A 24255-nucleotide genomic window follows, 5' to 3' on the forward strand; every position below is an offset into this window, starting at 1 on the left:
TTTCTTTTCATAACTATAAAAGATAAGGATTTGTTAACGGGTAATGAATATGGAATGGTTGGAACAATTATTAGGAAAAGAGTGGAGTCTTGTACCGGCTGGTGGAGTAACGGGCGATGCATATATTGCGCAAAACGGACAACAGAAGTTATTTTTAAAGCGGAATACATCGCCCTTTTTAGCGGTATTGTCAGCAGAAGGAATTGTTCCAAAATTACTTTGGACAAGAAGGGTAACGAATGGTGATGTAATTTCTGCTCAAAAATGGCTTCCGGGACAGAAGCTAGAGCCAGAGGATATGAAACTAGAACGTGTTGCGAAACTTTTGAAGAAAATACACTCCTCTAAAGCGCTTGTACAGATGATTCAAAGACTTGGGAAGCAGCCGCTTCACGCACAAGAGTTATTACAACAACTGCAACTCGTTTTAAGAGGAGATATAAGGGATGATGAAACAATTCAGCAAGGCCTTCAATATTTAATGGATTCATTAAAAGCTATTGAATACAATGAATTCGTTGTATGCCATTGTGATGTAAACCATAACAACTGGCTATTGTCGGATGAAGATGAATTGTTTTTAATTGATTGGGATGGAGCTGTAATTGCTGACCCAGCTCTAGACCTCGGTATGTTATTATATTGGTACATTCCGCGCCAGGAGTGGAGTGAGTGGCTCGGTTATTATGATATTGAAATGGATGAATCGCTGCTTAGGCGTATGAGATGGTATGTGATAGCACAAACGATTTTGTCTATTCAATGGCATACAACAAAAAAACAGCAAGCAGAAGCTGAATATTGGCATCAATATTTACAGCAACTACTTGCTTCAGAATAATACTTAAGAAAAATTGTCCATTCCAGCAATCCACTGAGTAAGTTGTTCTTGATTATTGGAAATATGGTTGTCCAAATTAGAGGAAGATTTACCCGATTGACTATAAGAATATACATCGTTTAGCATTGTTTTAGCGTCACTACTTATATTATCGTTTGCGAGTAACGATTGAATGAGGCGCTCTAATTGCTCGCATTCTGAAACTGTCCCGCAGCAATCACTTTGGTGGTTGACTAAAATATCTTTCAGCACTTCTAATTGATGTTGTTGATTAATTGGCATGAACGGATCATCCTTTCGATTGTTTTTCTCTTCAAATGTAAGAGAAAAAGCTGTTTCGTCATGGAATGTTTAATGCTGTATGTAGTTTTTATCAAAATGGTACATCTTATACTTGAAAGAAACGGACCGAGTGCTCGTACGTACTTGGTTTTTTGTTTGGTAGATTGATTAAAAAAGAAAGAAGGAATTATTCCTTTAAAATAGCTATGTAAAGAGAGGGAAACATCTATGCGTTTAAGACATAAACCGTATGCAATGGATCGAATTAATGAATATTCACATATCGTAATCGGAAACCCAGAGGAGCGCGCTGGTAGCTGGAAAGAAGTATTTGGAAACGAACAACCAATTCACATTGAAGTAGGTACAGGTCGTGGCCGCTTCATGTATGATATGGCAAAAGCGAATCCACATATTAATTATATTGGAATTGAAAAATTCACAAGTGTTGTTGTAGATGCACTTGATAAATTAATTGAAGAAGAATTACCAAACTTAAAGTTAATTAATAAAGATGCTGAAGATTTAACAGTTTTCTTTGCGAAAGGTGAAATTGATCGCGTTTATTTAAACTTCTCAGATCCATGGCCAAAGAAACGTCATACGAAGCGTCGTTTAACGTATAAAACATTTTTACGTAATTACGAAGAAGTGTTAGTAGAAGGTGGAGAAATTCATTTCAAAACAGATAACCAAGGTCTATTTGAATATTCTCTTATGAGTATGGCTGAGTATGGTATGTTACTAACGTACTTAAGCTTAGATCTTCATAACAGCGACTTTGAAGGTAACATCATGACTGAATACGAAGAGAAATTCTCTAGTAAAGGTCATCGTATTTACCGAGTTGAAGCAAAATATCGTACAGAGCCTATGCAGTAATGCATAGGTTTTTTTACATCTAAAATAATCAGAATTTTATGTTAAAATTAATTGAAAGGGGGGATGTGTAATGGAACAGTTACAAATTGGAGATATAAAAGTAACGTGGTTAAAAGGCGGGAATACACATTTAGACGGGGGAGCGATGTTTGGTGTTGTGCCGAAAGTACTTTGGTCACGTAAATATAAACATAATGACACAAATCATATTTATTTACGAACAGATCCGTTACTTTTGCAAACGAAAGACGGAAATATGCTCATTGATTCCGGAATAGGAAACGGTAAATTGAATGAGAAGATGAAGCGGAATCAAGGTGTAACAGAAGAATCATCGGTTTATGAATCATTAGAAAAACTAGGATTAAAGCCAGAAGATATTCACTATGTTTTAATGACGCACCTTCATTTTGATCATGCATCTGGTTTAACAAAATGGGAAGGTGATCACCTTGTACCAGCGTTTCCGAACGCGAAAGTTTACGTAAGTGAAACAGAGTGGAATGAAATGAGGAACCCAAATATTAGATCCCGTAATACATATTGGAAGGAAAATTGGGAGCCGATTGTAGATCAAGTTGTTACGTTCCAGCAAGAAATAGAAATTACAGATGAAATAAAAATGGTGCATACAGGTGGTCATAGTGATGGACATGCAGTTATTGCTTTAGAAAGCCATGGGGAAACGATGCTTCATTTAGCAGACCTATTACCGACGCACGCACATCAAAATGTATTATGGGTAATGGCATACGACGATTATCCGATGACCTCGATTGAAAATAAGCAAAAGTGGATGAAGTATGGTGCTGAAAAAGAGGCATGGTTTACGTTTTACCATGACGCATATTATCGCGCTGTGAAGTGGAATGAGGAAGGGCATATCGTAGAAAAAGTAGAACGGAAAACGAGTATAGAAGCATAAAAATAGGAGGTTGTTCCATCATATTTATTGGAGCAGCCTCTTTTTTATTGTCGGGTTTTGTCGGTAAGTCGATATATTTAAACAAACGCTGATATAAATTGAGTTGCACCGATATAATTGGGAAATCGCTGATATAAATTGAGTTGCGCCGATATAATTGGGAAATCGCTGATATAAATTGAGTTGCGCCGATATATTCGGAAAATCGCTGATATAATTTTAATCAATACCCGCAATTTCAAAAAAATAAGAGGTTCACCTAATGGGAACCCTCCTTTTTATGCTGCTATAACCTCTAAAACAGTACCTGTTTTAGCATCAACTAAAAATTCAAATCGTTCTTGTATATCATTTAACATTGTTGTAAGACCGCCGCGATAAACTTCATATGCGACATCATATTTTTCAAATGTCTCTGGAACCATATGTACCCAAGAGCCAGTAATTTCACCTTTATGACTTAATGCTTGTTTCACCATTTTCAATGCTTTTTCTGAAGAAATATGGGATTGTTCTTGTACTTTGTTTGCAACGAGATAACCAGCTGCGAACCCAACGCCAAGACCTGCTACTAAACCTTTCCAGCTCATATATTCACCTCAATTCTATAAAATAAAAATAGTGTACCGATAATAATTATAAAGCAAATACAGCTAAAAAAGAAGAAACTAGAAACATTTCGAAAATTTCGTTACAATAAAAGGGGTATTCTACTAAGGTTTGAAAGAAGGGGACTTCGTGAATAAAGAGACATTACAATTATTTCGTACGTTAACAGAATTACAAGGTGCATCAGGTTTTGAACATGATGTACGCCGTTTTATGAAACAAGAATTAAGCAAATATGCAGATGAAATTGTACAAGACGGTTTAGGGAGCGTATTTGGTCTGAAAAAAGGGGACGAAACTGGCCCGCGTGTTCTTGTAGCAGGTCATATGGATGAAGTAGGTTTCATGATTACGCAAATTACGAAAAACGGAATGCTTCGTTTTCAAACGTTAGGCGGATGGTGGAGTCAAGTTTTATTAGCACAGCGTGTACAAGTTATGACGAAGAATGGTCCTGTTATTGGGGTTGTTGGTTCTATTCCTCCTCATTTATTAAGTGACGCGCAACGTGCAAAACCGATGGATATAAAAAATATGTTAATTGATATAGGTGCAGATAGTTATGAAGATGCGATTGAAATTGGTGTAAAACCAGGACAACAAATCGTGCCGATTTGCCCATTTACGCCGATGGCAAACGAAAAGAAAATTATGGCGAAAGCTTGGGACAACCGTTACGGATGTGGCCTTGCAATCGAATTGTTAAAAGAATTAAAAGATGAAACATTACCAAACACATTATACTCTGGTGCTACTGTACAAGAAGAAGTAGGTCTTCGCGGAGCGCAAACAGCTGCAAATATGATTCAACCAGACATTTTTTATGCGCTTGATGCAAGTCCAGCAAACGATGCATCTGGTGACAAAACGCAGTTCGGTCAATTAGGAAAAGGTGCTCTTCTTCGTATTTATGATCGCACGATGGTAACACATAGAGGGATGCGCGAATTCATTTTAGATACAGCAGAAACAAACAACATTCCGTACCAATACTTTATTTCACAAGGTGGTACAGATGCGGGCCGTGTACATACAAGTAACTCTGGTATCCCATCAGCAGTAATTGGTGTTTGTGCACGCTACATTCATACACATGCTTCAATTTTACATGTTGATGATTATGCAGCGGCGAAAGAATTAATTACGAAGCTTGTAAGAACAACAGATAAAACGACGTTAGAGACAATTAAGAATAACGCGTAGAGAGGAAGAAGGGCTGAAGAGCCTTTCTTTTTTTGGCTTGAATAGATGACCCATCCATGGATGGGAGCGGTCAGTGCCTGATTGGTGCTCGAATGATGTATTAAGACCCTGGATAGGAAAAGAGAGGAAGGCTGTTTTTGTTTTTGAAGACGGTAATGTTGTTAGAAAAAACCTTCTTTTTTAGATTGAATAGATGACCCAGCGATGAGTGGGAGCGGTCAGTGCTTAATTGGTGTTCGAATGATGTATGAAGACTCCAAGTAGGAAGTGAGAGGAAGGCTGTTTTTGTTTTTGAAGACGGTAATGTTGTTAGAAAAAACCTTCTTTTTTTAGATTGAATAGATGACCCATCCATGAGTGGGAGTGGTCAGTGCTTAATTGGTGTTCGAATGATGTATGAAGACCCCAAGTAGGAAGTGAGAGGAAGGCTGTTTTTGTTTTCGAAGACGGTAATGTTGCTAGAAAAAACCTTCTTTTTTAGGCTGAATAGATGACTTGGTGATATGTGGTAGTGGTTGATGCTTAATTCGTATCTGATAGGGATATTAGAATAGAATGATGAATTTTTATAGAGGTGAACGAAATGAAAGTAGTAGTTGGATCAAAGAATAAAACGAAGGTTGGCGCTGTGGAGAAGGTTTGGAAAGATGCTGAAATTACATCTCTTTCTGTTCCGTCAGGAGTATCAGCTCAGCCGTTCTCAGATGAAGAGACGATGCAAGGAGCGATTAATAGAGCAAAGCGAGCGCTAGAGGAAGGAGAAGCTCCAATTGGTATTGGGCTAGAAGGCGGCGTAATGAAAACGGAGCACGGTTTATTTATGTGTAACTGGGGCGCGCTAGCAACAAGTGATGGGAAAGTATTTGTGGCCGGAGGAGCGCGTATTACGTTACCAGACGATTTTTTAGCACCTCTTGAAGATGGTAAGGAATTAAGCGAAGTGATGGAAGAGTTTGTGCAGCGAAAAGATATTCGTAGTCACGAAGGTGCGATCGGTATTTTTACAGATGATTATGTCGACCGTACGGAATTATTTGTACACGTTGTTAAGTTGTTAGTTGGGCAATATAAGTATGACAAAAAGCAAGCATAAACCTTGCACCGTGCGCGATGTATGGTAGTATAAAAGAAAGATTATAACATGAAAAATGCACTCGTTAGAGGAGGAAATATAGATGAAGTCATTAGAAAGCATGGAGCAATTCCAACAGTTAAAAAATGAAGAGAATGTAGTCTTTATGTTCTCAGCAGAATGGTGCCCAGACTGCCGCTTTGTAGACCCATTTATGCCAGAAGTAGAAGAGAAATATAGTGATTTCTCATTTTACTATGTAGATCGCGATGAGTTTATTGATCTATGTGTAAAATTAGACGTATTTGGCATTCCGAGCTTTGTAGCGTACAATAAAGGTGAAGAAACTGGTCGCTATGTAAACAAAGATCGTAAAACACAAGAACAAATCGAAGAGTTCATTGAAGGTTTAAAATAAGGCAATTTGCCAATTGAATTGTAAAACAACCTCTACCTTCGCGGGGGAGGTTATTTTTTTGGAAGGGAGGAAAAAGAGATGAAGATGACAAGTAAAAAGATGAAAGATGAGTTAATAAAGAAATTATCTCGCCCAGAATGGGACTTTCAGTATGATAGTGAGAAAGAAGTTTTACGTATTGAACAAAAAGACTCCAAAAAAGGTATTAACGTATCGCTTCCAGGAGTTGTGGCAAAATGGGAAGTGAACAAAGAAAAGGCAATTGAAGAAGTTGCTTATTACGTACAAGAAGCGCTAATTGCGATGCATAAAGAAGAAAATAGCGGAGCGAAAATTTTACCTGTTATTCGCTCTACTTCTTTCCCGAAACAAGCAGAAGAAGGAAATCCGTTTATTATGACGGATCATACGGCGGAAACACGTATTTACTATGCGTTAGATTCGAATAAAACGTATCGACTAATTGACGAGCGTCTATTACAAAAATTAGAACTTACAGAACAGCAAGTGCGTGAAATGGCATTATTCAACGCACGCTCATTAGGTTATGAATTTAAACAAGACACAGTAGCGGGTAATACATTCTACTTTTTAAACACAAATGATGGGTATGACGCGACTCGTATTTTAAACGAATCGTTACTACAATCGATGCGTGAAAAGATTTCTGGTGACATGGTTGTTGCTGTTCCTCACCAAGATGTATTAATTATTGCTGATATCGTCAACGAAATCGGTTATGATATTATTGCACAAATGACAATGAAATTTTTTGCCGAAGGGCATGTTCCGATTACATCACTTTCATTCGTATATGAAGATGGAGAATTTGAACCAATCTTTATTTTAGCGAAAAATCGGAAGAAGACAGATGGAAAAGAGAAAGGATGAACGAAGTGAACGTTTTTTACAACCTTGAAGGAATTGGTGACACTTTAATTGTTGCCTTACAAGATATTACTTTAGAGAACCGTACTTTTGATCGCAAAGGAGATGTTGCACGCGTATACGATCGTGAAAGCAACGAGACAGCAGGATTCAACATCTTTAATGCATCTTCTTACTTAGAAGTAAAAGAAACAGGCAACCTTACATTAACGAAAGAGCTTGTAGAGAAAATCAACGAAATTTTAGCGAAGAACGGCTTTGAAGAAACAGTAGAAGCAGATCTTTCTCCGAAATTTGTTGTAGGCTATGTAGCTGAAAAAGAGAAACATCCAAATGCTGATAAGCTAAACATTTGTAAAGTAGAAATCGGTACAGAAACATTACAAATCGTATGTGGCGCACCAAACGTTGATGCAGGACAAAAAGTTGTCGTTGCAAAAATTGGTGCTGTAATGCCAAGCGGTATGTTAATTAAACCAGCAGAACTTCGCGGTGTTCCTTCTTCTGGGATGATTTGCTCTGCACGTGAATTAGAGCTTCCAGACGCTCCACAAGAGAAAGGTATTCTTGTATTAGAAGATAGCTTTGAAGTTGGACAAGAGTTTAAATTTTAATTGATATAAGAAAAGAGAGGGTGTCCTTTTGGGCAGCCTCTCTTTTTTTGTCATTCTTTGTCGGTAAGTTGATATTCATTGTCGAATCGTTGATATATTGAGAGTTATGATAGATATATTTGAAAAATCGTTGATATATTGAGAGTTATGATAGATATATTTGAAAAATCGTTGATATATTGAGAGTTGTGACAGATATATTCAAAAAATCATTCATATTATAAGGATGTCACCTTTTTTCACAAAATCTATATTGTATTTTATAAATAAACTAGTTAAAATTTAGAAAAATAGAAGGGGATAGACGTATGAAACAACAAATAAAAATCGCAGAACTTCTAAAACGAATTGAAACTTCAAAACAGCAAGATATTGAGCTAGGTACTTATGAAATATATGTGTTTAGTGAAAGTGAATTAGAAAAAGGACAAATCGGTTACCGATACGATAAACATAAAAATTCATTAATAAGTGAAGAAAACGGAAAGTGGCAAGAAGGATGGATTACAATTGGATATGAAACGGATATGGGCGATCCAGTTTTCGTAAATATAGATGATGACGCTTATCCGGTTTATACTGCAGAACGTGGTACAGAAAAATGGCAGCCAGTTTATATTGGAAATATGGATGAGATTATAGGGCAATTATAAGAAAAACTTTGAATCCGGTGCAAAGTGATGGGAGAGAAGTATGAAGTATATAAAAATAATGAGCATGATTGCATTCATTGGAATATATATGGCCGGTTGTTCACAAGAGCAGCCGAAAAAAGAAACTACATCTTCTATACAAGAGAAGAACAAAGATACCAAAGAAGACGCACCGGTAGAAAAACAGCAAGAACAAGAAAAAAACGAAGAATTGCAAGCAATTCAAACGAATGAGCAAGTAGAACATAAGCAAGAGGAAGTATCGCCTGAGGAAAAGAAAGAAGAAACTACGCCAGTGCAGCCAACTGAGCAACCAGTGCAAAATAATGAACAAAAAGTAGAGAGTGATGAAAAAAAAGAGGAGTTTCTCGTCGTTATTGATCCAGGGCATCAACAAAAAGCGAATTTAAATTTAGAGCCAATTGGACCAGGGGCAACAACGCAAAAATATAAAGTGACAGACGGTACAACAGGTGTTGTGACGAAAAAGAGAGAGGCTGTACTTGTATTAGAAATGGCTTTTTTATTAAAAGAAAAGCTTGAAGCAAAAGGGATACAAGTATTAATGACGAGAACATCACAAGACGTTGATATAAGTAATAAAGAACGGGCGACATTCGCAAATAATCATAAGGCTAATTTATTTTTACGTCTTCATGCAGATGGTTCTGAAAATCCAAACGAAAGTGGATTTGCTGTATTGACGCCGGCAGAAGGAAGTCCGTATACGAAAGAGATTTATGCGGAAAGTCTTCAAATCTCTCAAACGATTGTAAATAAAATGAGAGAGAATCAACAAGTGAAAGTGAATGGAATTAAATTCAGGGATGATCTTTCTGGATTTAATTGGTCCAAAGTACCTGGTGTACTATTAGAACTTGGGTTTATGTCAAATCCTGAAGAAGATAAAAAATTATCTGACTCGCAGTATGTAAATTCTTTATTGCAAAGTGTAACGGATAGTGTAGATGCATATCGGAAGAGTAAAGCTTAAACGCAGTCTTACATGTAAGGCTGCGTTTTTCCATATGAAAACACTCGTAAATTAGAATATTATGGATAAATATGACATGCTTAATTTTACCTGCACTTTTTGCCGAATGCTGATACAATAAAGGATGTTACTATTTAGTAGAAAGAGTGGTAAGCATGTTAGATTGGATGAAAAAGCTGTTTAACAAAGAGGAAGAACAAACAGCGATGAATAAAGAAGTACCAAAGCAAATTGAAAGTCAGCCGAAAATTCCTCGTGTAAACCACTACACTGAAGCAAGAGAAGCACAAATGGCAAGTAGGAATGCAGGTAAATGCCGTTTTCCTTTAGTACCGGATAATGGGTTCGATGAAGGGGATGAAAGCGAAGTAAATCGCTTCGAACAACAACCTGTTCAAGGAGTAACATATGAAGAACCGACTGCCCAAAGAGGAATAAAGGTGGAAAGAAGCAGACGACCGTATGTGGAAAAGGTAGTTTCTACATATGAAGAGCCGGAAGTGCAATATGAATCGGTGCGGGAGTCTGTCGTTAAAAAGGCATCTGTACCTTCGCAAGAGAGTAACCGTAGACCATTTCGTCCAACAGAAATGATTTCGCCAATTTATGGATATAATCGTCCTTCAGTAGAGAAAAAGGAAGAAAAGCAGGAGGAAGTAAAGGAAAGAGAAGACCTTGAAATATCTGTAGAGGGTAAATCAGTCGTTGATGCATGGTTAGAGAAAAAAGGATATACATTATCTGATTTCTCAGAAGGACAAGCACCAACTTCTTCTAGTCATAGAGCTGCTAACCAGCAAGGGGAGCAACAATATGAAGAGAATAAAAAGGAAGAAAAGTCAGTAGTTGATCAATGGCTAGAGAAAAACGGTTATGAAATTGAACGCCAAGTGCCTTTAGTAGAAGAAAAAGAAGTGATTCAAGAAATGAGTACACCGCAGGAAGTTTCAGCGGATGAATTACTTCATAAAACAGTAGCTGAGCAGATGGAAAGTGCTAAGCTAGAAAAAGATGTAGTGGTGTTAAACGAAAACAATCTACAAGAAGAATTAGTAGCTTCTAAAGTAGAGCACGAGGATACAATATTATCAGAAGAAATTAAACGTAATACAGAAATAAAACAACCTACTATTGAAGTAGAAAAGCAAGCTCCAGAAGAATCAGTGATTGTCAAAGCAGAAGAAAAACTTGAAGAAACAATCATTGTGGAAATACCAGAAGAAGTGTCAAAAGTAGAAGTAATTGCAGAAACGGAAGAGTTTGAAGAAGTAGTTATGGAAACAGAGGCACCTGAAGAAGTGGAAGTAATTACAGAAACAGAAGAGTCAGAAGAAGCTGAAGTAATTGCGGAAGCAGAAGAGTCAGAAGAAGTGGAAGTAATTGCAGAAACGGAAGAGTCAGAAGAAGTGGAAGTAATTGCAGAAACGGAAGAGTCAGAAGAAGTGGAAGTAATTGCAGAAACGGAAGAGTCAGAAGAAGTGGAAGTAATTGCGGAAGCAGAAGAGTCAGAAGAAGTAGAAGTGATTGCAGAAATAAACGCGCCTGTAGTAGAGACATTTGTAGCACTTGAGGACATTCAGCAAGAAGCTGAAGCAATTGAACAAAAGAGTGAATTCATACATGTTGCTGAGGCTGATGAACAAACGAAGAAAGATGTTCAAAGCTTTGCGGATGTTTTAATTGCAGAAAAACAACCAGCTGTAGAAGAAGCGCCAGTCGCAGAAGAGCAACGAGTTGTAGAAGAAGCACCGGTCGTAGAAGAGCAATCAGTTGTAGAAGAAGCGCCAGTCGTAGAAGAACAACCAGTTGCCGAGGAAACACCAGTCGCAGAAGAGCAACGAGTTGAAGAAGAAGCACCGGTCGCAGAAGAGCAACGAGTTGAAGAAGAAGCACTGGTCGTAGAAGAGCAACAAGTTGAAGAAGAAACACCAGTCGCAGAAGAGCAACGAGTTGTAGAAGAAGCGCCAGTCGCAGAAGAGCAACGAGTTGAAGAAGAAGCACCGGTCGTAGAAGAGCAATCAGTTGAAGAAGAACAACCAGTTGCCGAGGAAACACCAGTCGCAGAAGAACAACCAGTTGTACAAAAAGAAGAACCAAAACGTGAGAAAAAGCGTCATGTACCATTTAATGTTGTTATGTTGAAACAAGATAGAACACGATTAATGGAAAGACATGCAGCTAGAGCAAATGCAATGCAGCCTTCTGCTAATGTACGAGTAGAGAATAAGCCAGTGCAACAAGAGGTAGCAGAACCACAAGTGGAAGAGCACCCAGTGCAGCAAGTAGTAGCAGAACCACAAATGGAAGAGCACCCAGTGCAGCAAGTAGTAGCAGAACCACAAGTGGAAGAGCACCCAGTGCAGCAAGTAGTAGCAGAACCACAAGAGGAAGAACGCCCAGTGCAGCAAGTAGTAGCAGAACCACAAGAGGAAGAACGCCCAGTGCAGCAAGTAGTAGCAGAACCACAAGTGGAAGAGCACCCAGTGCAGCAAGTAGTAGCAGAACCACAAGAGGAAGAACAACAAATACAGCAAGTAGTGGTAGAGCAAGTACAAAAGCCAATTTCAAGTACGGAAGTACAAGAGAAAGCATATGTTGTAAATCAAAGAGAGAACGATATGCGAAATGTATTGCATACACCACCGACATATACTGTTCCACCATTAGCGCTGTTGTCGATTCCACAGCAATCAGCGTTAGATAATACAGAATGGTTAGAGGAGCAGAAAGAATTATTAGATACAACGTTTAATAATTTTCATGTTGGAGCACATGTTATTAATGTATCACAAGGTCCAGCAGTAACTCGTTTTGAAGTACAGCCAGACCCAGGTGTGAAAGTAAATAAAATTACAAATTTAAGTGATGATATTAAGTTAAGTTTAGCTGCGAAAGATATTCGTATTGAAGCACCGATTCCAGGGAAGAGTGCAATTGGAATTGAAGTTCCAAATAAAGAAAGTAAGCCAGTATTTCTTCGCGAAATTTTAAGAAGTCCTGTATTCACAAAGAGTGAATCACCGCTTACTGTTGCGCTTGGACTTGATATTTCAGGGGATCCAATTGTAACGGATATTCGAAAAATGCCGCACGGACTTATTGCGGGTGCAACGGGTTCAGGTAAAAGTGTGTGTATTAACGCCATTTTAACGAGTATTTTATATAAAGCGAAACCACATGAAGTGAAGTTAATGTTAATTGATCCGAAGATGGTTGAGCTTGCACCATACAATTCTGTTCCGCATCTTGTAGCACCTGTTATTACGGATGTAAAAGCAGCGACAGCTGCATTAAAATGGGCAGTTGAGGAAATGGAACGCCGTTATGAATTGTTTGCGCATGCTGGTGCTCGTGATTTAACTCGCTACAATACGATTGTAAGTGAGCGAGAAACTCCAGGAGAGACATTACCTTATATCGTTATTGTCATTGACGAGTTAGCCGATTTAATGATGGTAGCACCTGGTGATGTTGAGGAAGCGATTTGTCGTATTGCGCAAAAAGCACGTGCTTGTGGTATTCATTTATTAGTAGCGACGCAGCGTCCATCTGTAGATGTTATTACAGGTTTAATTAAGTCAAACATTCCAACGCGTATTGCGTTTACTGTATCATCTCAAGTTGATTCGCGTACGATTATTGATATTGGGGGCGCGGAGAAATTACTTGGCCGTGGTGATATGTTATTCTTAGGGAACGGTACATCTAAGCCAGTTCGTGTACAAGGTGTATATGTATCGGATGATGAGATTGAAAAAACAGTTGATCATGTGAAAAAGCAAATGAAGCCGAATTACTTATTTAAGCAAGAGGATTTATTAGCGAAAACAGAACAAGCTGAGTCGGAAGACGAATTGTTCCTTGATGCATGTCAATTTGTTGTAGAACAAGGGGGAGCGTCCACATCTTCTGTACAGCGAAAATTCCGCATCGGTTATAATCGCGCGGCACGTCTCATTGAAGAGATGGAATCGCAAGGAATTATTTCTGAAGGTAGAGGAACGAAACCGAGAGATGTCCTTATTTCTGAGGATGAATTTGCCGCTATGCAGGAAACAAATGTATAGTAAACGGTTTTGCTGTATACTAAGAGAAAATGTTGGATAGTAAAGTAGGGAGTAAAGCGACATGAAAGAAATTGAATTAAAATTAAAAGGTGAAATAAATAGACTAACAAATAAAACATTTAAATTTGACGAACGTGTTGGAGAAGGTTGGTTCTCTGCCGTTTACTTTTTAAAGACTAGAGAAATCATCGAAGAATTTCGCCCGAAAAGTGTTGTAACGATGCAATTTTTCCAAAAGGAAAATGCAGTTCTTTGCGGAACGGATGAAGTAATTGCATTGCTACAAACATTCGCTAAAAATCCTGAGGAACTTGAGATTAACTCTTTAAAAGATGGCGATAAAATTAGTCCATTTGAAACAGTGTTAACAATTCATGGTCCTTATGAAAATTTCGGATTTTTAGAAGGTGTCATTGATGGGATTTTAGCTCGTCGTACATCGGTTGCGACAAACGTATATAACGTTGTCCAAGCTGCGCGTAGCGTAGATAAAGAAAAACCAGTTATTTTCATGGGAGACCGTGATGATCATTATACACAACAAGCTGGTGACGGTTATGCAGCATACATCGGAGGTATGAGCGCACAAGCGACGCATGCGATGAATGAATGGTGGGGCAAAAGTGGTATGGGGACGATGCCTCACGCATTAATTCAAATGTTTAATGGTGATGTTGTGGAAGCGGCAAAAGCATATCATAAGAAATTCCCAGAAGATGAATTAGTTGTATTAATTGATTACAACAATGATGTCATTACAGATGCACTTCGCGTAGCGCGTGAATTTGGATCAACATTAAAAGGTGTACGTGTAGATACGTCCCGCACGATGATTGATCAATACTTTATTCGCCACCCAGAAGTACTTGGAACATTCGATCCACGTGGTGTAAACCCATCGCTTGTATTCGCACTTCGTAAAGCACTTGATGAAGAAGGATTCCAGCATGTAGACATCGTTGTAACTGGTGGATTTGATGAGAAGCGTATTCGTGAATTTGAAGCTCAAAACGTACCTGTTGACATATACGGGGTAGGAAGTAGCTTATTAAAAATGAATATTGGCTTTACTGGTGATAATGTAGAACTAAATGGGAAACCAGAAGCAAAAGCTGGTCGTAAATATCGTCCAAACCCACGTTTAGAGCGTGTTCAATTAGAAAAAAGAGAAGAGATGTAAAAGAGAGAAAAACTGATAGGTGATTGACCCTATCAGTTTTTCTGTTATCATAGTATAGCGGCTTCTTTTTTGCTATAATGGACTTATTATGGACATATAAAGAAGTACGTACGAGTTTATCCTGATAAGTGAAGGGAAAGAATAACTTCACTACATCAAAAATGTATGATGATTACCAAAATAAGAAAAGATTCATATACTGTCTTATAGATAGGCCGTTGTATTAGTTCGAAATGTTGGAGGTTCTTTAAGATGACAGTTTACCATTTTGTAGGAATTAAAGGAACAGGAATGAGTTCATTAGCGCAAATTCTTCATGATATGAAGCATACTGTTCAAGGGTCTGATTATGAAAAGCGTTTCTTTACACAAACAGCGTTGGAAAAGCGTAGTATCTCGATCCTTCCTTTTGATAAGAATAATGTAGAAGAAGGACAAGTGATTATTGCAGGAAATGCATTTCCTGATACGCATGAAGAAATCGTAGCAGCAAAAGAATTAAACATCCCAGTCCATCGTTACCATCATTTCTTAGGTGACCTGATGAGCCAATACACAAGTGTTGCTGTAACTGGTGCACACGGAAAAACATCAACAACAGGTTTGTTAGCCCATGTAATGCAAGGTGCACATCCAACATCTTACCTTATTGGAGATGGAACAGGGCATGGGGTAGAAAATAGTAAGTATTTTGTATTTGAAGCTTGTGAGTATCGTCGTCATTTCTTGTCTTATAATCCAGACTATGCAATTATGACGAATATTGATTTTGATCATCCAGATTATTTTGCAGACATCAATGATGTATTCAGTGCATTCCAAGAGATGGCATTGCAAGTGAAAAAAGGCATTATTGCATGTGGAGATGATGAAGAACTTCAAAAAATTCAAGCGAAAGTACCTGTTATTTTCTATGGATTTGGAGAAGATAATGATTTCCAAGCACGCAACATCCAAAAGAGAACAGATGGCACTATTTTTGATGTATTCGTTCGTAATACGTACTATGACACGTTCAAAATTACAGGATACGGCAATCACAGCGTATTAAATGCGTTAGCAGTAATCGCGCTTTGCCATTATGAAAATGTTGATGTAGAAGCAGTAAAACATCAATTAACAACTTTTGAAGGCGTAAAACGTCGCTTTAATGAAAAGCCGATGGGAGAGCAAGTAATCATCGATGACTATGCACACCATCCGACAGAGATTAATGCAACGATTGAAGCTGCTCGTCAAAAACATCCAGAGCGTGAAATTGTCGCTGTATTCCAGCCACATACATTCTCACGTACAGAAAAGTTCTTAGATGAGTTCGCAGAAAGCCTAAGCAAAGCTGACCAAGTATACTTATGTGATATTTTCGGATCAGCACGTGAAAACAAAGGTGAATTAACAATCGAAGATCTGCAAAAGCGTATTGACGGTGCAGAATTAATTACAGATACAACAACGGATGTATTAAAGAAACATAAAAACGGCGTTCTAATTTTCATGGGCGCAGGTGACATCCAAAAATTCGAAGCGGCTTACGTAAAAGAAGTTCAAGTTGCAGAGAAGTAATAGGAAAGACGCATAGCTTGGCTGTGCGTCTTTTTTGTTGTGTTCAACTTTTATTTATGTATTGACCTAGAGCTAACTCTAGGTTGTAAGATGAAAATGTAAAAACAAGGGGGAGAGAACATGTATAAAATCGGTGAAGTAGCAGAATTAACAGGGATGGGCATTCACACTTTGCGCTACTATGAGAAATTAGGTTTATTACCACCACCAACGCGATATAGCGGTATTCGTCAATATACAGAAGGCGATGTACGTTTATTAAAATTTTTATATTCATTAAAACAAACTGGGATGTCATTAGAAGAGATGGCTGAGTTTGCAAGTGATGGGTGCATTATAGAGGAAATTAGGCAGAAGAAAGAGGAAGTACCAACGAAAGTAAAAAAGAGAATTTCCATTTTAACAACGCACTTGGAGCGATTAAAAGAAAAGCAGGAACAATTGCAAAAAGTTGTTCAACTAACGGAGGAGAAGTTAGAAATTTATTACGGTTTTCTAGAAGAAAAGGACTTGGAGGCCGGCAATGAAAAATAAAGTATATACGCAGTTATTAGGTTTTGCGATATTTACTGGTGGGACATTTAATGCTTCGAAATATGCGGTGCAGTATTTCGAAGCAATTCATATAGCAGCATGGCGTTTTGGGATTGCTGCATTTGTGATGTTATGTTTGTTAAAAATACGAAAAGATTTTGATCTGGAAGTATGGATGCAGAATAGGACCTATTATCTCTTGCTAGGTATTGTTGGTGTATTCGGCTTTAACTTCTTTTTCTTTTTAGGAATGAAATATACAGAAGCTGTTAATGGTGCACTTATTATGGCGACAAATCCTCTCGTTACGACGCTGTTAGCAAGTGTCATTTTACGAGAGAAAATTGTGAAGCGCCAAGCTATTGGAATGTTACTTGCACTAATTGGCGTTGTTTTTGTACTTACACAAGGTTCGTTTACAATACTACAACATTTATCATTTTCAAAAGGGGATTTTTATATTTTATTAGGGAATATTTGCTGGGCGTTATACGGCGTGCTAGGCAGACGGTTTATTAAAACTGGTAATCCAATACAAACGACGACATATACGATGACTATTGGTGCACTTGCCTTTATTATCATATCTTCTACACAAAAAAGTATAGTACCAGTTTTAGAAATTCCTTTGTTGGCATGGGGAGCGATTCTCTTTATGGCAATTGGAATGAGTGTGCTTGGTTACTTATGGTGGAATAATGGAATTGCTCAAATTGGTGCAGCAAGGACATCTTTATTTTTTAATCTAGTGCCTGTTGTTACAATACTTATTTCTTTTATTGAAGGAATCAATATAACATCTGCACAATCTGTAGGAATGATATTAGTTATTACGGGAGTATCGTATTCTTCTGGTTTTATACAAAGAAAATTAAAAGAAAGTGTTAATATTTAACTTTTTACATCTAAAAATGTTAGAATAATAAGAAAACTAAAAAGGGGACTGAAAAATATGTTCACACTCCGAGTAGATGACGAAATCGAACTACAATTACTAGAAAAACATCATAAAGAGGAATTATATCAATTATTAGATCAAAACCGTAATCATTTACGAAAATGGCTCCCTTGGGTAGATGGGACGAAATCTGCTGATGCTTATGATGAAATTTTTCCGATGTGGTTAAAGAAGTTTGCAGAGGGAGATGGTTTTGAAAGTGGTATACGTTACAAAGGAAAGCTCGTTGGGATGGTAGGCATTCATCCGGTGAGCTGGGGGAAGAAAGCGACAAGTCTTGGATATTATCTTGCAGAAGATGCTGGCGGGAAAGGTATTATGACGCGTAGCGTAAAGGCTGTACTTCACTATGCATTTGAAAATTTAAAGTTGAATAAAATTGAAATTCGGTGCGGTGTTGGAAATGCGAAGAGTCGCGCAATTCCAGAACGTTTAGGATTTAAGTTAGATGGTATTTTAAGAGAGGAAGAATGGCTATATGATCATTTTCATGATATCGCTGTATATAGTTTACTAGCTTCAGAATGGAAAGATATTCGATGAACGAGAAGATTCGTATTGTTCCGTATGAAAGTACGTTTCAAGAGGAAGTAGTAGATCTTATCGTTCATATTCAGCAAAAAGAGTATAATGTTTCAATTACGAAAGAAGAGCAACCTGATTTACTTGAAATAGAAACATTCTATCAAAAGGATTACGGAAACTTTTGGATAGCAATTTATGATGGGAAAGTAGTTGGAACAGTAGCTTTATTAGATATTGAGAATCATCAAGTAGCGTTAAGAAAAATGTTCGTGAAGAAAGAGTTTCGCGGAAAAGAATGGGGCGCATCACATATGTTGCTTCAAACAGCAATTTCATGGGCTAAGGATAAAAAATTGAAAGATATTTACTTAGGAACAACAGTAAAATTTTTAGCGGCACATCGTTTTTATGAAAAGAATGGTTTTGAAAGTGTGAGTATAGACGAGTTGCCGAAAAACTTTCCGGTGCTACAGGTAGATAAGAAATTTTATAGGTACATTGTGTAAAAGGTCATTTAGAAGTGGCCTTTTTCTATGAACCAAAATGGAAATAGTGGTATAATTTGGGTTAGGGGGTGTAGGTATGAACTTTCCAATTCAAAGAAGTAAGTCAGTAGTCATTTTCGTTTGTCTTACGTTAGTTTTTATGTTTATATATCCAATTGTCATGCTTTTCACTAATAAAGCGCATTGGATGTCAGCGTTGATTGGGATGGGTTTATGCTTCATTGTAAATGTACCACTCGTTTGGGAAGTATTTATTAAAAAACATAAAGTAGAAAATGGCGTATTAAAGTACGGTATTTTAAATGATGATATTGTATTAAAAGATGTGAGAATTATACGTCAGGTCGGAAAGTTTCTTGAAATTACGACGAATGCATATAAAGTACATATGGTTGCGATGCCGCAAAATATGGATGAATTCTTGGGGCTTATAGAGAAAGAAAATCCACATGTGAAAATAGAAATGGCAGGTAAGAAATGAAATATATAAAACCTTTTTTTGCTTGGAAATTATGCTGGTGTTTGCTATCTGCACTAGGGTAAATATGAAATGGAACCTGCCTTTATATGTACCCATATTAATAGGTACTATCGCAGTGGCACTTTTATATTATTTTCATTTTCAGCAAACAAAAAGTAAGAACAGTAGCTCGATATAGAGTGAGGATAATAAAAAAACGCTCGGCGAAAATTCCGAGCGTTTTTATTATTATTTTAAGTTCTCTGGGTTTAAAGCTTCTAATTCAGGTACAACGAAGCGTCCGTCTTTACGGATTAGTACGTCGTCAAAGTAAATTTCGCCGCCGCCGTATTCAGGGCGTTGGATACATACTAAGTCCCAATGGATGTTCGAGTTGTTACCGTTCCATGCATCGTCGTAAGCTTGTCCAGGAGTGAAGTGGAAGCTGCCATCGATTTTTTCATCGAATAGGATGTCTCCCATTGGATGTAAGATGTATGGGTTTACGCCGATTGCGAACTCACCAACGTAGCGTGCGCCTTCGTCTGTATCGAAGATTTTGTTAATGCGTTCTGAATCGTTTGCAGTTGCTTCAACGATTTGGCCGTTCTCGAACTTAAGTTGTACATTTTCAAATGTATAACCGTTGTAAGGAGATGGTGTGTTGTAAGAAACTGTACCGTTAACAGAATCACGAACTGGTGCAGAGTATACTTCACCGTCTGGAATGTTTAAATGACCTGAGCATTTAATTGCTGGAATGTCTTTAATAGAGAATGTTAAGTCAGTTCCAGGACCAGTTAAACGAACTTTATCTGTTTTATTCATTAATGTAACAAGGCTGTCCATCGCCTTATCCATTTTACCGTAGTCTAAGTTACATACTTCAAAGTAGAAGTCTTCGAAAGCTTCTGTACTCATTTTAGCAAGCTGTGCCATAGAAGCATTTGGGTAGCGAAGAACAACCCAGCGTGTTTTTGGAACGCGAATGTCTCTATGAACTTTTTTACCAACTGTTTGGCCATGAACTTTCATACGCTCACTTGGAACGTCAGCTTGTTCATTAATATTATCGCCAGAGCGAAGGCCGATATAAGCGTCCATGTCTTTCATTACGCTTGCTTCATATGCAGCGATTTGTTCGAAATGTTCTTCAGTAGCACCCATTAATAAAGAGCGATCTACTTGATGATCTTTTAAAGAGACGAATGGGAAACCACCAGCTGCATATGCTTCTTTTACAAGTGCAGTTACAAGTTCTTTTTGTAAGCCAAAGTTTTCAATTAATACTTTTTCACCTTTTTGTAAGCGGATAGAGTAGTTAATTAAATTGTATGCTAACTTTTCAATACGTGGATCTTTCATATGTAAAGCCTCCCTACTAATTATGTATCCTCTCCTATTGTAACCTACTTAGTGGAATTTGTTGAATGATTTATGTTACAGTTAACGAATAAGTATGAAAATTCTAATGATGAGATAGGGATTAGAATGAAACGGAAAATGATTGTATAATAGGGGAAAGTATGAAAAAGATAAAGGAAGTGATGAAATGCAAGTTCTTTTATATGTAAGTGCGGCTATTATCGCGGTTGCTTTCGCAGTATTAGTAGTGTATGTATGCAGAACGTTGTTATCGGTTCAGAAGACGTTAGAAAACGTTGCAAGCACGTTAGAAGGTTTAGAAAAACAAATGCAAGGAATTAGCGTAGAGACAGAGCAATTATTACATAAAACGAATGCGTTAGCTGATGATATTCAACAGAAGTCACAGTCATTAAATAAAGTGGTAGCGGGTGTAGATGGGATTGGAACGACAATCCAATCTTTAAATACGAAGCTTCGTAATGTATCAGACTCTGTAACGGACGAAATTGAAAATAACGCTGATAAAGTAGCGCAAGTTGTACAGTGGAGCAGTGCGGCGATTGAAGTATACAATCATTACCGTGCGTCGAGACAAGAGAAGAAGGTTGAAAAAGAAGAGCGTAAATTAGAAAGAATTGAGAAAAAAGCTGAAAAGAAAGAGAAACGCTCTAGATTTCGTATGAGAGGTGAATCGTGATGAATATGACAAAACTTGAAACAATTGAAGAGCTTGAAGTCTTAGTAGAAAAGAACGAGCCGTATGTTCTTTTTAAACACAGTACGACATGCCCAATTAGTCACGGTGCATACACAGAATTTCAAGCGTATTGCAGCGAAGAAAGAGAAGTACCAGCGTATTACTTATACGTACAAGATGCGAGAGATGTGTCAAATCGTGTTGCAGAACAATACAGTATTAGACATGAATCACCGCAAGTGTTATACATAAAAGATGGGATGGTAGTATGGAATACATCTCATTGGAATATTAAAAAAGATGCTTTAGAAGAGAATATAAAGTAAAAAGAAGCAAGCTAAAGGTGCTTGCTTCTTTTTTTTGTTTTTGTTGAAATATATTTAGTGGTACACTATTAATAGTTCAAACTAAATAACTAGATTGTTGAAAGTAGGTTTTAAGTAATGAAGAAAATGGCATTATCCTTCGCAGTCGTAAGTTTATTACTGGGAGCTTGTAGTAACAATAGTAATACGATTAGTAAGAAGGATGAAGTTATACAAAAAGATACAAAAGAAAAAAGTATGATTCCGAGAACTGCTGTTTCTAAAGATTATTATAGAACTGTTATTCCTTTAAAAGAACAAAAGGTTATTAATACAGCTAATATAAAAACAAATTCTAAATTAGATTTAGCAGAGTATGAAAATGGTTTAATAAATATTGCAACGCAGCAATTTGATACAGAGAGTCACGTACTGCAATTAAACCAGTATATTCCAGAGAAACTAATTGATGAACTAGTTGCGAAAGTAGAAGCGCCAGTTTTGACGAATATTATAGAACAAGACTATTTCGGAAAACAGAATTCAAATGAATTAAGTTTATCTGGTGTTATGATTGGCTTAGCTATGTCTTCAAGTGTATCGAATGAAGAGGCTATGTCTAAAGGGACTGAAGTTGCTAAACAACTTATTGAAGCTATTAACAAAAATGATAAATATAACAAATCTCCAATTACGTTTGCTATCTTTAAGCAAGAAAGTACAAGTTCTTTAAAAAATGGTACGTATATTGCTAGTGCTACTGTTCAAAAGAATGATACGAACCTTGGAAATTGGAGTACGATCGATGAAAAGTCGTATTCATATCCTTCTGATGAATTTACACAAGCACATGGAGAAGATAATACAAAAATAAATAACTTTGCTAAGGAAATAAAAGGTTTTTCTAATGGAGATTTTATTCCAGTCAACGCTAAAGTTTCTTATAAGAAAGATCAAATGGATACATTAAATATGAATATTGTTATTAAATATAACGGTAAAACAGAATTAATGGCTCTTACCCAATTGGCTGCTCAAGGCATGTTAGACAAATTGCCTAAAGATGCGAAAGTACAATTACAGATCAAGTCCGAGAGTAAAATTGAGGCCGTTATTATAAAAGAGAAAAACAGTGATAAACCGTTTGTTTCCTTCTTGTAAAAAAAGACAGTATATAAACTGTCTTTTTTTTATTTTAAATGAAAATATATAATGTTTTTTGATAGTAATTCCTTGCTGTATATCGTGTGACAATCGTATATGTATCAGCTATAATAAATTATCTTAAAAAAGTAACATATAGGAATTTGAAAGAGGTGGCTTTCTTATGGCATCACAACAATTAGGTCGTTTACGTTCTGAAATTGATCAACTTAATTTACAAATATTAGAGTTACTAAACAAAAGAGGTCGTCTCGTACAAGAAGTTGGTAATTTAAAAGAAGTACAAGGTGTGAAACGTTTTGATCCTGTACGTGAAAGAAATATGCTGGATTTAATTGCAGAGAATAATAATGGTCCATTTGAAACTTCGACTTTACAACATATTTTCAAACAAATTTTTCAAGCTGGTTTAGAATTACAAGAAGACGATCATCGTAAAGCATTACTTGTTTCTCGTAAGAAAAAAACAGAAGATACGATTGTTGAAATTAATGGTGAAAAAATTGGTGACGGAAATCAGCATTTTATTATGGGACCGTGTGCAGTGGAAAGTTATGAACAAGTACGTCAAGTTGCTGAAGCAATGAAAGGGCAAGGTCTGAAATTAATGCGTGGTGGTGCGTTCAAACCACGTACTTCACCGTATGATTTTCAAGGTCTTGGATTAGAGGGATTACAAATTTTGCGCCAGGTAGCAGATGAATATGATTTGGCTGTTATTAGTGAAATTTTAAATCCGAATGATATTGAGATGTCATTAGATTACGTTGATGTTATTCAAATTGGCGCTCGCAATATGCAAAACTTTGATTTGCTAAGGGCAGCTGGTGCTGTAAATAAACCAGTATTATTAAAACGTGGTCTATCAGCAACGATTGAAGAATTCATTAATGCGGCAGAATATATTATGGCAAAGGGAAATGGGAACATTATTTTATGTGAACGAGGTATTCGCACGTATGAAAGAGCGACGCGTAATACGCTTGATATTTCCGCTGTGCCGATTTTAAAGAAAGAAACACATTTACCTGTCGTTGTCGATGTAACGCATTCTACAGGGCGACGTGACCTTCTCTTACCAACTGCAAAAGCAGCGATGGCAATTGGTGCAGACGCAATTATGGCTGAAGTACATCCAGATCCAGCTGTAGCTTTATCTGATGCAGCGCAACAAATGAATATACCGCAGTTCAATGATTTTATGAATGAATTAAAATCATTTGGAAGTAAATTATAAAAACTTTTAATGAGCTGTTCCAAAAAGGCATTTTGGAACAGCTTTCTCCTATTGTATAGCGACTGTCATTGTCGATTTTTGTTGGTAAGTTGATATATTTAAAAAATCGCTGATATAATTAGAGTTGCGGTCGATATATTTGGAAAATCGCTGATATATTTCGAGTTACAGTCGATATATTCGAAAAATCGCCGATATAAATTTCATTTACTATCGTACTGCTTAAAATAAGATTTCTACTAAGGAAACATCTATTTTTTTACAAAAAATGCCCTTTTTTCATAAAAAATACGAAAATACGAGAAAAGAA

At 37.0% G+C, this 24255-nt stretch carries 25 protein-coding genes and 1 pseudogene; 23 read left to right on the plus strand and 3 right to left on the minus strand.

Translation table 11 applies throughout. The features are described from left to right. Nucleotides 1-43 precede the first annotated feature (43 nt). Complete coding sequence (locus MKY38_RS26240) at nt 44-841, plus strand: phosphotransferase family protein (protein WP_001986674.1); 798 nt, start codon at nt 44-46, stop codon at nt 839-841. A gap of 3 nt (nt 842-844) precedes the next feature. Here the strand turns inward: MKY38_RS26240 and MKY38_RS26245 are convergent, their stop codons facing one another. Further along, on the minus strand, nt 845-1123 hold the full coding sequence (locus tag MKY38_RS26245; RefSeq protein WP_001122235.1) for a YtzH-like family protein: 279 nt from the start codon (nt 1121-1123) through the stop codon (nt 845-847). A gap of 228 nt (nt 1124-1351) precedes the next feature. Between MKY38_RS26245 and trmB the strand changes: the two genes are divergently transcribed. Next, nucleotides 1352-2005, plus strand: coding sequence for a tRNA (guanosine(46)-N7)-methyltransferase TrmB (gene trmB / locus MKY38_RS26250; RefSeq protein ID WP_001239385.1), 654 nt, complete (start codon nt 1352-1354; stop codon nt 2003-2005). 70 nt (nt 2006-2075) lie between these two features. Beyond that, nucleotides 2076-2930, plus strand: coding sequence for a YtnP family quorum-quenching lactonase (locus MKY38_RS26255; RefSeq protein WP_000436862.1), 855 nt, complete (start codon nt 2076-2078; stop codon nt 2928-2930). Between the two features lie 278 nt (nt 2931-3208). Here the strand turns inward: MKY38_RS26255 and MKY38_RS26260 are convergent, their stop codons facing one another. Further along, nucleotides 3209-3520, minus strand: coding sequence for a PepSY domain-containing protein (locus tag MKY38_RS26260; protein ID WP_000118543.1), 312 nt, complete (start codon nt 3518-3520; stop codon nt 3209-3211). A 148-nt stretch (nt 3521-3668) separates the two neighbouring features. Between MKY38_RS26260 and MKY38_RS26265 the strand changes: the two genes are divergently transcribed. The 16 genes and pseudogenes from MKY38_RS26265 to MKY38_RS26340 all read left to right on the plus strand — a co-directional run bounded on the left by MKY38_RS26265 (nt 3669) and on the right by MKY38_RS26340 (nt 19373). Continuing rightward, on the plus strand, nt 3669-4742 hold the full coding sequence (locus MKY38_RS26265; RefSeq protein WP_001031508.1) for a M42 family metallopeptidase: 1074 nt from the start codon (nt 3669-3671) through the stop codon (nt 4740-4742). Nucleotides 4743-5325: 583 nt separating this feature from the next. Further along, nucleotides 5326-5835: a DUF84 family protein gene (locus MKY38_RS26270; RefSeq protein WP_000869941.1), complete on the plus strand. Its 510-nt coding sequence runs from the start codon at nt 5326-5328 to the stop codon at nt 5833-5835. An 82-nt stretch (nt 5836-5917) separates the two neighbouring features. After that, on the plus strand, nt 5918-6232 hold the full coding sequence (locus MKY38_RS26275) for a thioredoxin family protein (protein ID WP_000838193.1): 315 nt from the start codon (nt 5918-5920) through the stop codon (nt 6230-6232). Nucleotides 6233-6310: 78 nt separating this feature from the next. Further along, nucleotides 6311-7123, plus strand: a complete 813-nt coding sequence (locus MKY38_RS26280) for a DUF1444 domain-containing protein (RefSeq protein ID WP_000784588.1) — start codon at nt 6311-6313, stop codon at nt 7121-7123. After that, nucleotides 7120-7734, plus strand: coding sequence for a YtpR family tRNA-binding protein (gene ytpR, locus MKY38_RS26285; protein WP_001006761.1), 615 nt, complete (start codon nt 7120-7122; stop codon nt 7732-7734). The genes MKY38_RS26280 and ytpR overlap by 4 nt, the downstream gene beginning before the upstream one ends. A gap of 308 nt (nt 7735-8042) precedes the next feature. Then, nucleotides 8043-8387, plus strand: coding sequence for a hypothetical protein (locus tag MKY38_RS26290; RefSeq protein ID WP_000813166.1), 345 nt, complete (start codon nt 8043-8045; stop codon nt 8385-8387). Between the two features lie 40 nt (nt 8388-8427). Further along, nucleotides 8428-9381, plus strand: a complete 954-nt coding sequence (locus MKY38_RS26295) for an N-acetylmuramoyl-L-alanine amidase (RefSeq protein WP_114556252.1) — start codon at nt 8428-8430, stop codon at nt 9379-9381. 155 nt (nt 9382-9536) lie between these two features. Continuing rightward, the gene (locus MKY38_RS26300) at nt 9537-13448 is read left to right on the plus strand and encodes a DNA translocase FtsK (protein ID WP_341050211.1); all 3912 of its coding nucleotides are present in this window, start codon (nt 9537-9539) and stop codon (nt 13446-13448) included. Nucleotides 13449-13509: 61 nt separating this feature from the next. Further along, entirely contained in the window at nt 13510-14628 is a 1119-nt protein-coding gene (locus tag MKY38_RS26305; protein ID WP_000658370.1) for a nicotinate phosphoribosyltransferase, read from the plus strand. A gap of 252 nt (nt 14629-14880) precedes the next feature. Then, nucleotides 14881-16191 carry a UDP-N-acetylmuramate--L-alanine ligase gene (gene murC, locus MKY38_RS26310; protein ID WP_000219468.1) on the plus strand — a complete coding sequence of 437 codons (1311 nt, stop codon included), beginning with the start codon at nt 14881-14883 and terminating at the stop codon, nt 16189-16191. 120 nt (nt 16192-16311) lie between these two features. Next, complete coding sequence (locus MKY38_RS26315) at nt 16312-16725, plus strand: MerR family transcriptional regulator (RefSeq protein ID WP_114556150.1); 414 nt, start codon at nt 16312-16314, stop codon at nt 16723-16725. Continuing rightward, nucleotides 16715-17620 (plus strand): DMT family transporter, encoded by a 906-nt coding sequence (locus tag MKY38_RS26320; protein WP_114556149.1) that lies wholly within the window; start codon nt 16715-16717, stop codon nt 17618-17620. The genes MKY38_RS26315 and MKY38_RS26320 overlap by 11 nt, the downstream gene beginning before the upstream one ends. Nucleotides 17621-17677: 57 nt before the next feature. After that, nucleotides 17678-18226: a GNAT family N-acetyltransferase gene (locus MKY38_RS26325; RefSeq protein ID WP_114556148.1), complete on the plus strand. Its 549-nt coding sequence runs from the start codon at nt 17678-17680 to the stop codon at nt 18224-18226. Continuing rightward, entirely contained in the window at nt 18223-18714 is a 492-nt protein-coding gene (locus tag MKY38_RS26330) for a GNAT family N-acetyltransferase (RefSeq protein WP_078384849.1), read from the plus strand. The genes MKY38_RS26325 and MKY38_RS26330 overlap by 4 nt, the downstream gene beginning before the upstream one ends. 76 nt (nt 18715-18790) lie before the next feature. Further along, complete coding sequence (locus tag MKY38_RS26335) at nt 18791-19195, plus strand: PH domain-containing protein (RefSeq protein WP_078439418.1); 405 nt, start codon at nt 18791-18793, stop codon at nt 19193-19195. Next, nucleotides 19192-19373 (plus strand): annotated as a pseudogene (locus MKY38_RS26340) (hypothetical protein). The gene MKY38_RS26335 and the pseudogene MKY38_RS26340 overlap by 4 nt, the downstream one beginning before the upstream one ends. Before the next feature lie 50 nt (nt 19374-19423). Here MKY38_RS26340 and MKY38_RS26345 read toward each other — a convergent pair. Beyond that, entirely contained in the window at nt 19424-20539 is a 1116-nt protein-coding gene (locus tag MKY38_RS26345; protein WP_000654729.1) for an aminopeptidase, read from the minus strand. Between the two features lie 187 nt (nt 20540-20726). On the opposite strand from MKY38_RS26345, the gene MKY38_RS26350 reads away from it, so the two are divergent. From MKY38_RS26350 to MKY38_RS26365, 4 genes are all read left to right on the plus strand, one after another. Then, nucleotides 20727-21239 (plus strand): DUF948 domain-containing protein, encoded by a 513-nt coding sequence (locus tag MKY38_RS26350; protein WP_001197720.1) that lies wholly within the window; start codon nt 20727-20729, stop codon nt 21237-21239. Then, complete coding sequence (gene ytxJ, locus MKY38_RS26355) at nt 21239-21565, plus strand: bacillithiol system redox-active protein YtxJ (RefSeq protein WP_001057469.1); 327 nt, start codon at nt 21239-21241, stop codon at nt 21563-21565. The genes MKY38_RS26350 and ytxJ overlap by 1 nt, the downstream gene beginning before the upstream one ends. 117 nt (nt 21566-21682) lie before the next feature. Next, on the plus strand, nt 21683-22705 hold the full coding sequence (locus MKY38_RS26360; protein ID WP_000738025.1) for a CamS family sex pheromone protein: 1023 nt from the start codon (nt 21683-21685) through the stop codon (nt 22703-22705). 166 nt (nt 22706-22871) lie between these two features. Further along, on the plus strand, nt 22872-23945 hold the full coding sequence (locus MKY38_RS26365; RefSeq protein WP_000168214.1) for a bifunctional 3-deoxy-7-phosphoheptulonate synthase/chorismate mutase: 1074 nt from the start codon (nt 22872-22874) through the stop codon (nt 23943-23945). Nucleotides 23946-24255: the final 310 nt, after the last annotated feature.

Source organism: Bacillus sp. FSL R5-0585, assembly GCF_038004545.1.
Classification (GTDB): Bacteria; Bacillota; Bacilli; order Bacillales; family Bacillaceae_G; genus Bacillus_A; species Bacillus_A cereus.

Excerpts from the sequence above, each read along its gene's own strand:
- ytxJ (WP_001057469.1), top strand. The coding sequence starts at position 21,239 with ATGAATATGACAAAACTTGAAACAATTGAAGAGCTTGAAGTCTTAGTA.
- murC (WP_000219468.1), top strand. The coding sequence starts at position 14,881 with ATGACAGTTTACCATTTTGTAGGAATTAAAGGAACAGGAATGAGTTCA.
- MKY38_RS26270 (WP_000869941.1), top strand. The coding sequence starts at position 5,326 with ATGAAAGTAGTAGTTGGATCAAAGAATAAAACGAAGGTTGGCGCTGTG.
- MKY38_RS26275 (WP_000838193.1), top strand. The coding sequence starts at position 5,918 with ATGAAGTCATTAGAAAGCATGGAGCAATTCCAACAGTTAAAAAATGAA.
- ytpR (WP_001006761.1), top strand. The coding sequence starts at position 7,120 with ATGAACGAAGTGAACGTTTTTTACAACCTTGAAGGAATTGGTGACACT.
- MKY38_RS26320 (WP_114556149.1), top strand. The coding sequence starts at position 16,715 with ATGAAAAATAAAGTATATACGCAGTTATTAGGTTTTGCGATATTTACT.
- MKY38_RS26300 (WP_341050211.1), top strand. The coding sequence starts at position 9,537 with ATGTTAGATTGGATGAAAAAGCTGTTTAACAAAGAGGAAGAACAAACA.
- trmB (WP_001239385.1), top strand. The coding sequence starts at position 1,352 with ATGCGTTTAAGACATAAACCGTATGCAATGGATCGAATTAATGAATAT.
- MKY38_RS26365 (WP_000168214.1), top strand. The coding sequence starts at position 22,872 with ATGGCATCACAACAATTAGGTCGTTTACGTTCTGAAATTGATCAACTT.
- MKY38_RS26335 (WP_078439418.1), top strand. The coding sequence starts at position 18,791 with ATGAACTTTCCAATTCAAAGAAGTAAGTCAGTAGTCATTTTCGTTTGT.
- MKY38_RS26345 (WP_000654729.1), bottom strand. The coding sequence starts at position 20,539 with ATGAAAGATCCACGTATTGAAAAGTTAGCATACAATTTAATTAACTAC.
- MKY38_RS26260 (WP_000118543.1), bottom strand. The coding sequence starts at position 3,520 with ATGAGCTGGAAAGGTTTAGTAGCAGGTCTTGGCGTTGGGTTCGCAGCT.
- MKY38_RS26350 (WP_001197720.1), top strand. The coding sequence starts at position 20,727 with ATGCAAGTTCTTTTATATGTAAGTGCGGCTATTATCGCGGTTGCTTTC.
- MKY38_RS26330 (WP_078384849.1), top strand. The coding sequence starts at position 18,223 with ATGAACGAGAAGATTCGTATTGTTCCGTATGAAAGTACGTTTCAAGAG.
- MKY38_RS26290 (WP_000813166.1), top strand. The coding sequence starts at position 8,043 with ATGAAACAACAAATAAAAATCGCAGAACTTCTAAAACGAATTGAAACT.
- MKY38_RS26295 (WP_114556252.1), top strand. The coding sequence starts at position 8,428 with ATGAAGTATATAAAAATAATGAGCATGATTGCATTCATTGGAATATAT.
- MKY38_RS26245 (WP_001122235.1), bottom strand. The coding sequence starts at position 1,123 with ATGCCAATTAATCAACAACATCAATTAGAAGTGCTGAAAGATATTTTA.
- MKY38_RS26315 (WP_114556150.1), top strand. The coding sequence starts at position 16,312 with ATGTATAAAATCGGTGAAGTAGCAGAATTAACAGGGATGGGCATTCAC.
- MKY38_RS26280 (WP_000784588.1), top strand. The coding sequence starts at position 6,311 with ATGAAGATGACAAGTAAAAAGATGAAAGATGAGTTAATAAAGAAATTA.
- MKY38_RS26325 (WP_114556148.1), top strand. The coding sequence starts at position 17,678 with ATGTTCACACTCCGAGTAGATGACGAAATCGAACTACAATTACTAGAA.
- MKY38_RS26360 (WP_000738025.1), top strand. The coding sequence starts at position 21,683 with ATGAAGAAAATGGCATTATCCTTCGCAGTCGTAAGTTTATTACTGGGA.
- MKY38_RS26240 (WP_001986674.1), top strand. The coding sequence starts at position 44 with ATGAATATGGAATGGTTGGAACAATTATTAGGAAAAGAGTGGAGTCTT.
- MKY38_RS26255 (WP_000436862.1), top strand. The coding sequence starts at position 2,076 with ATGGAACAGTTACAAATTGGAGATATAAAAGTAACGTGGTTAAAAGGC.
- MKY38_RS26305 (WP_000658370.1), top strand. The coding sequence starts at position 13,510 with ATGAAAGAAATTGAATTAAAATTAAAAGGTGAAATAAATAGACTAACA.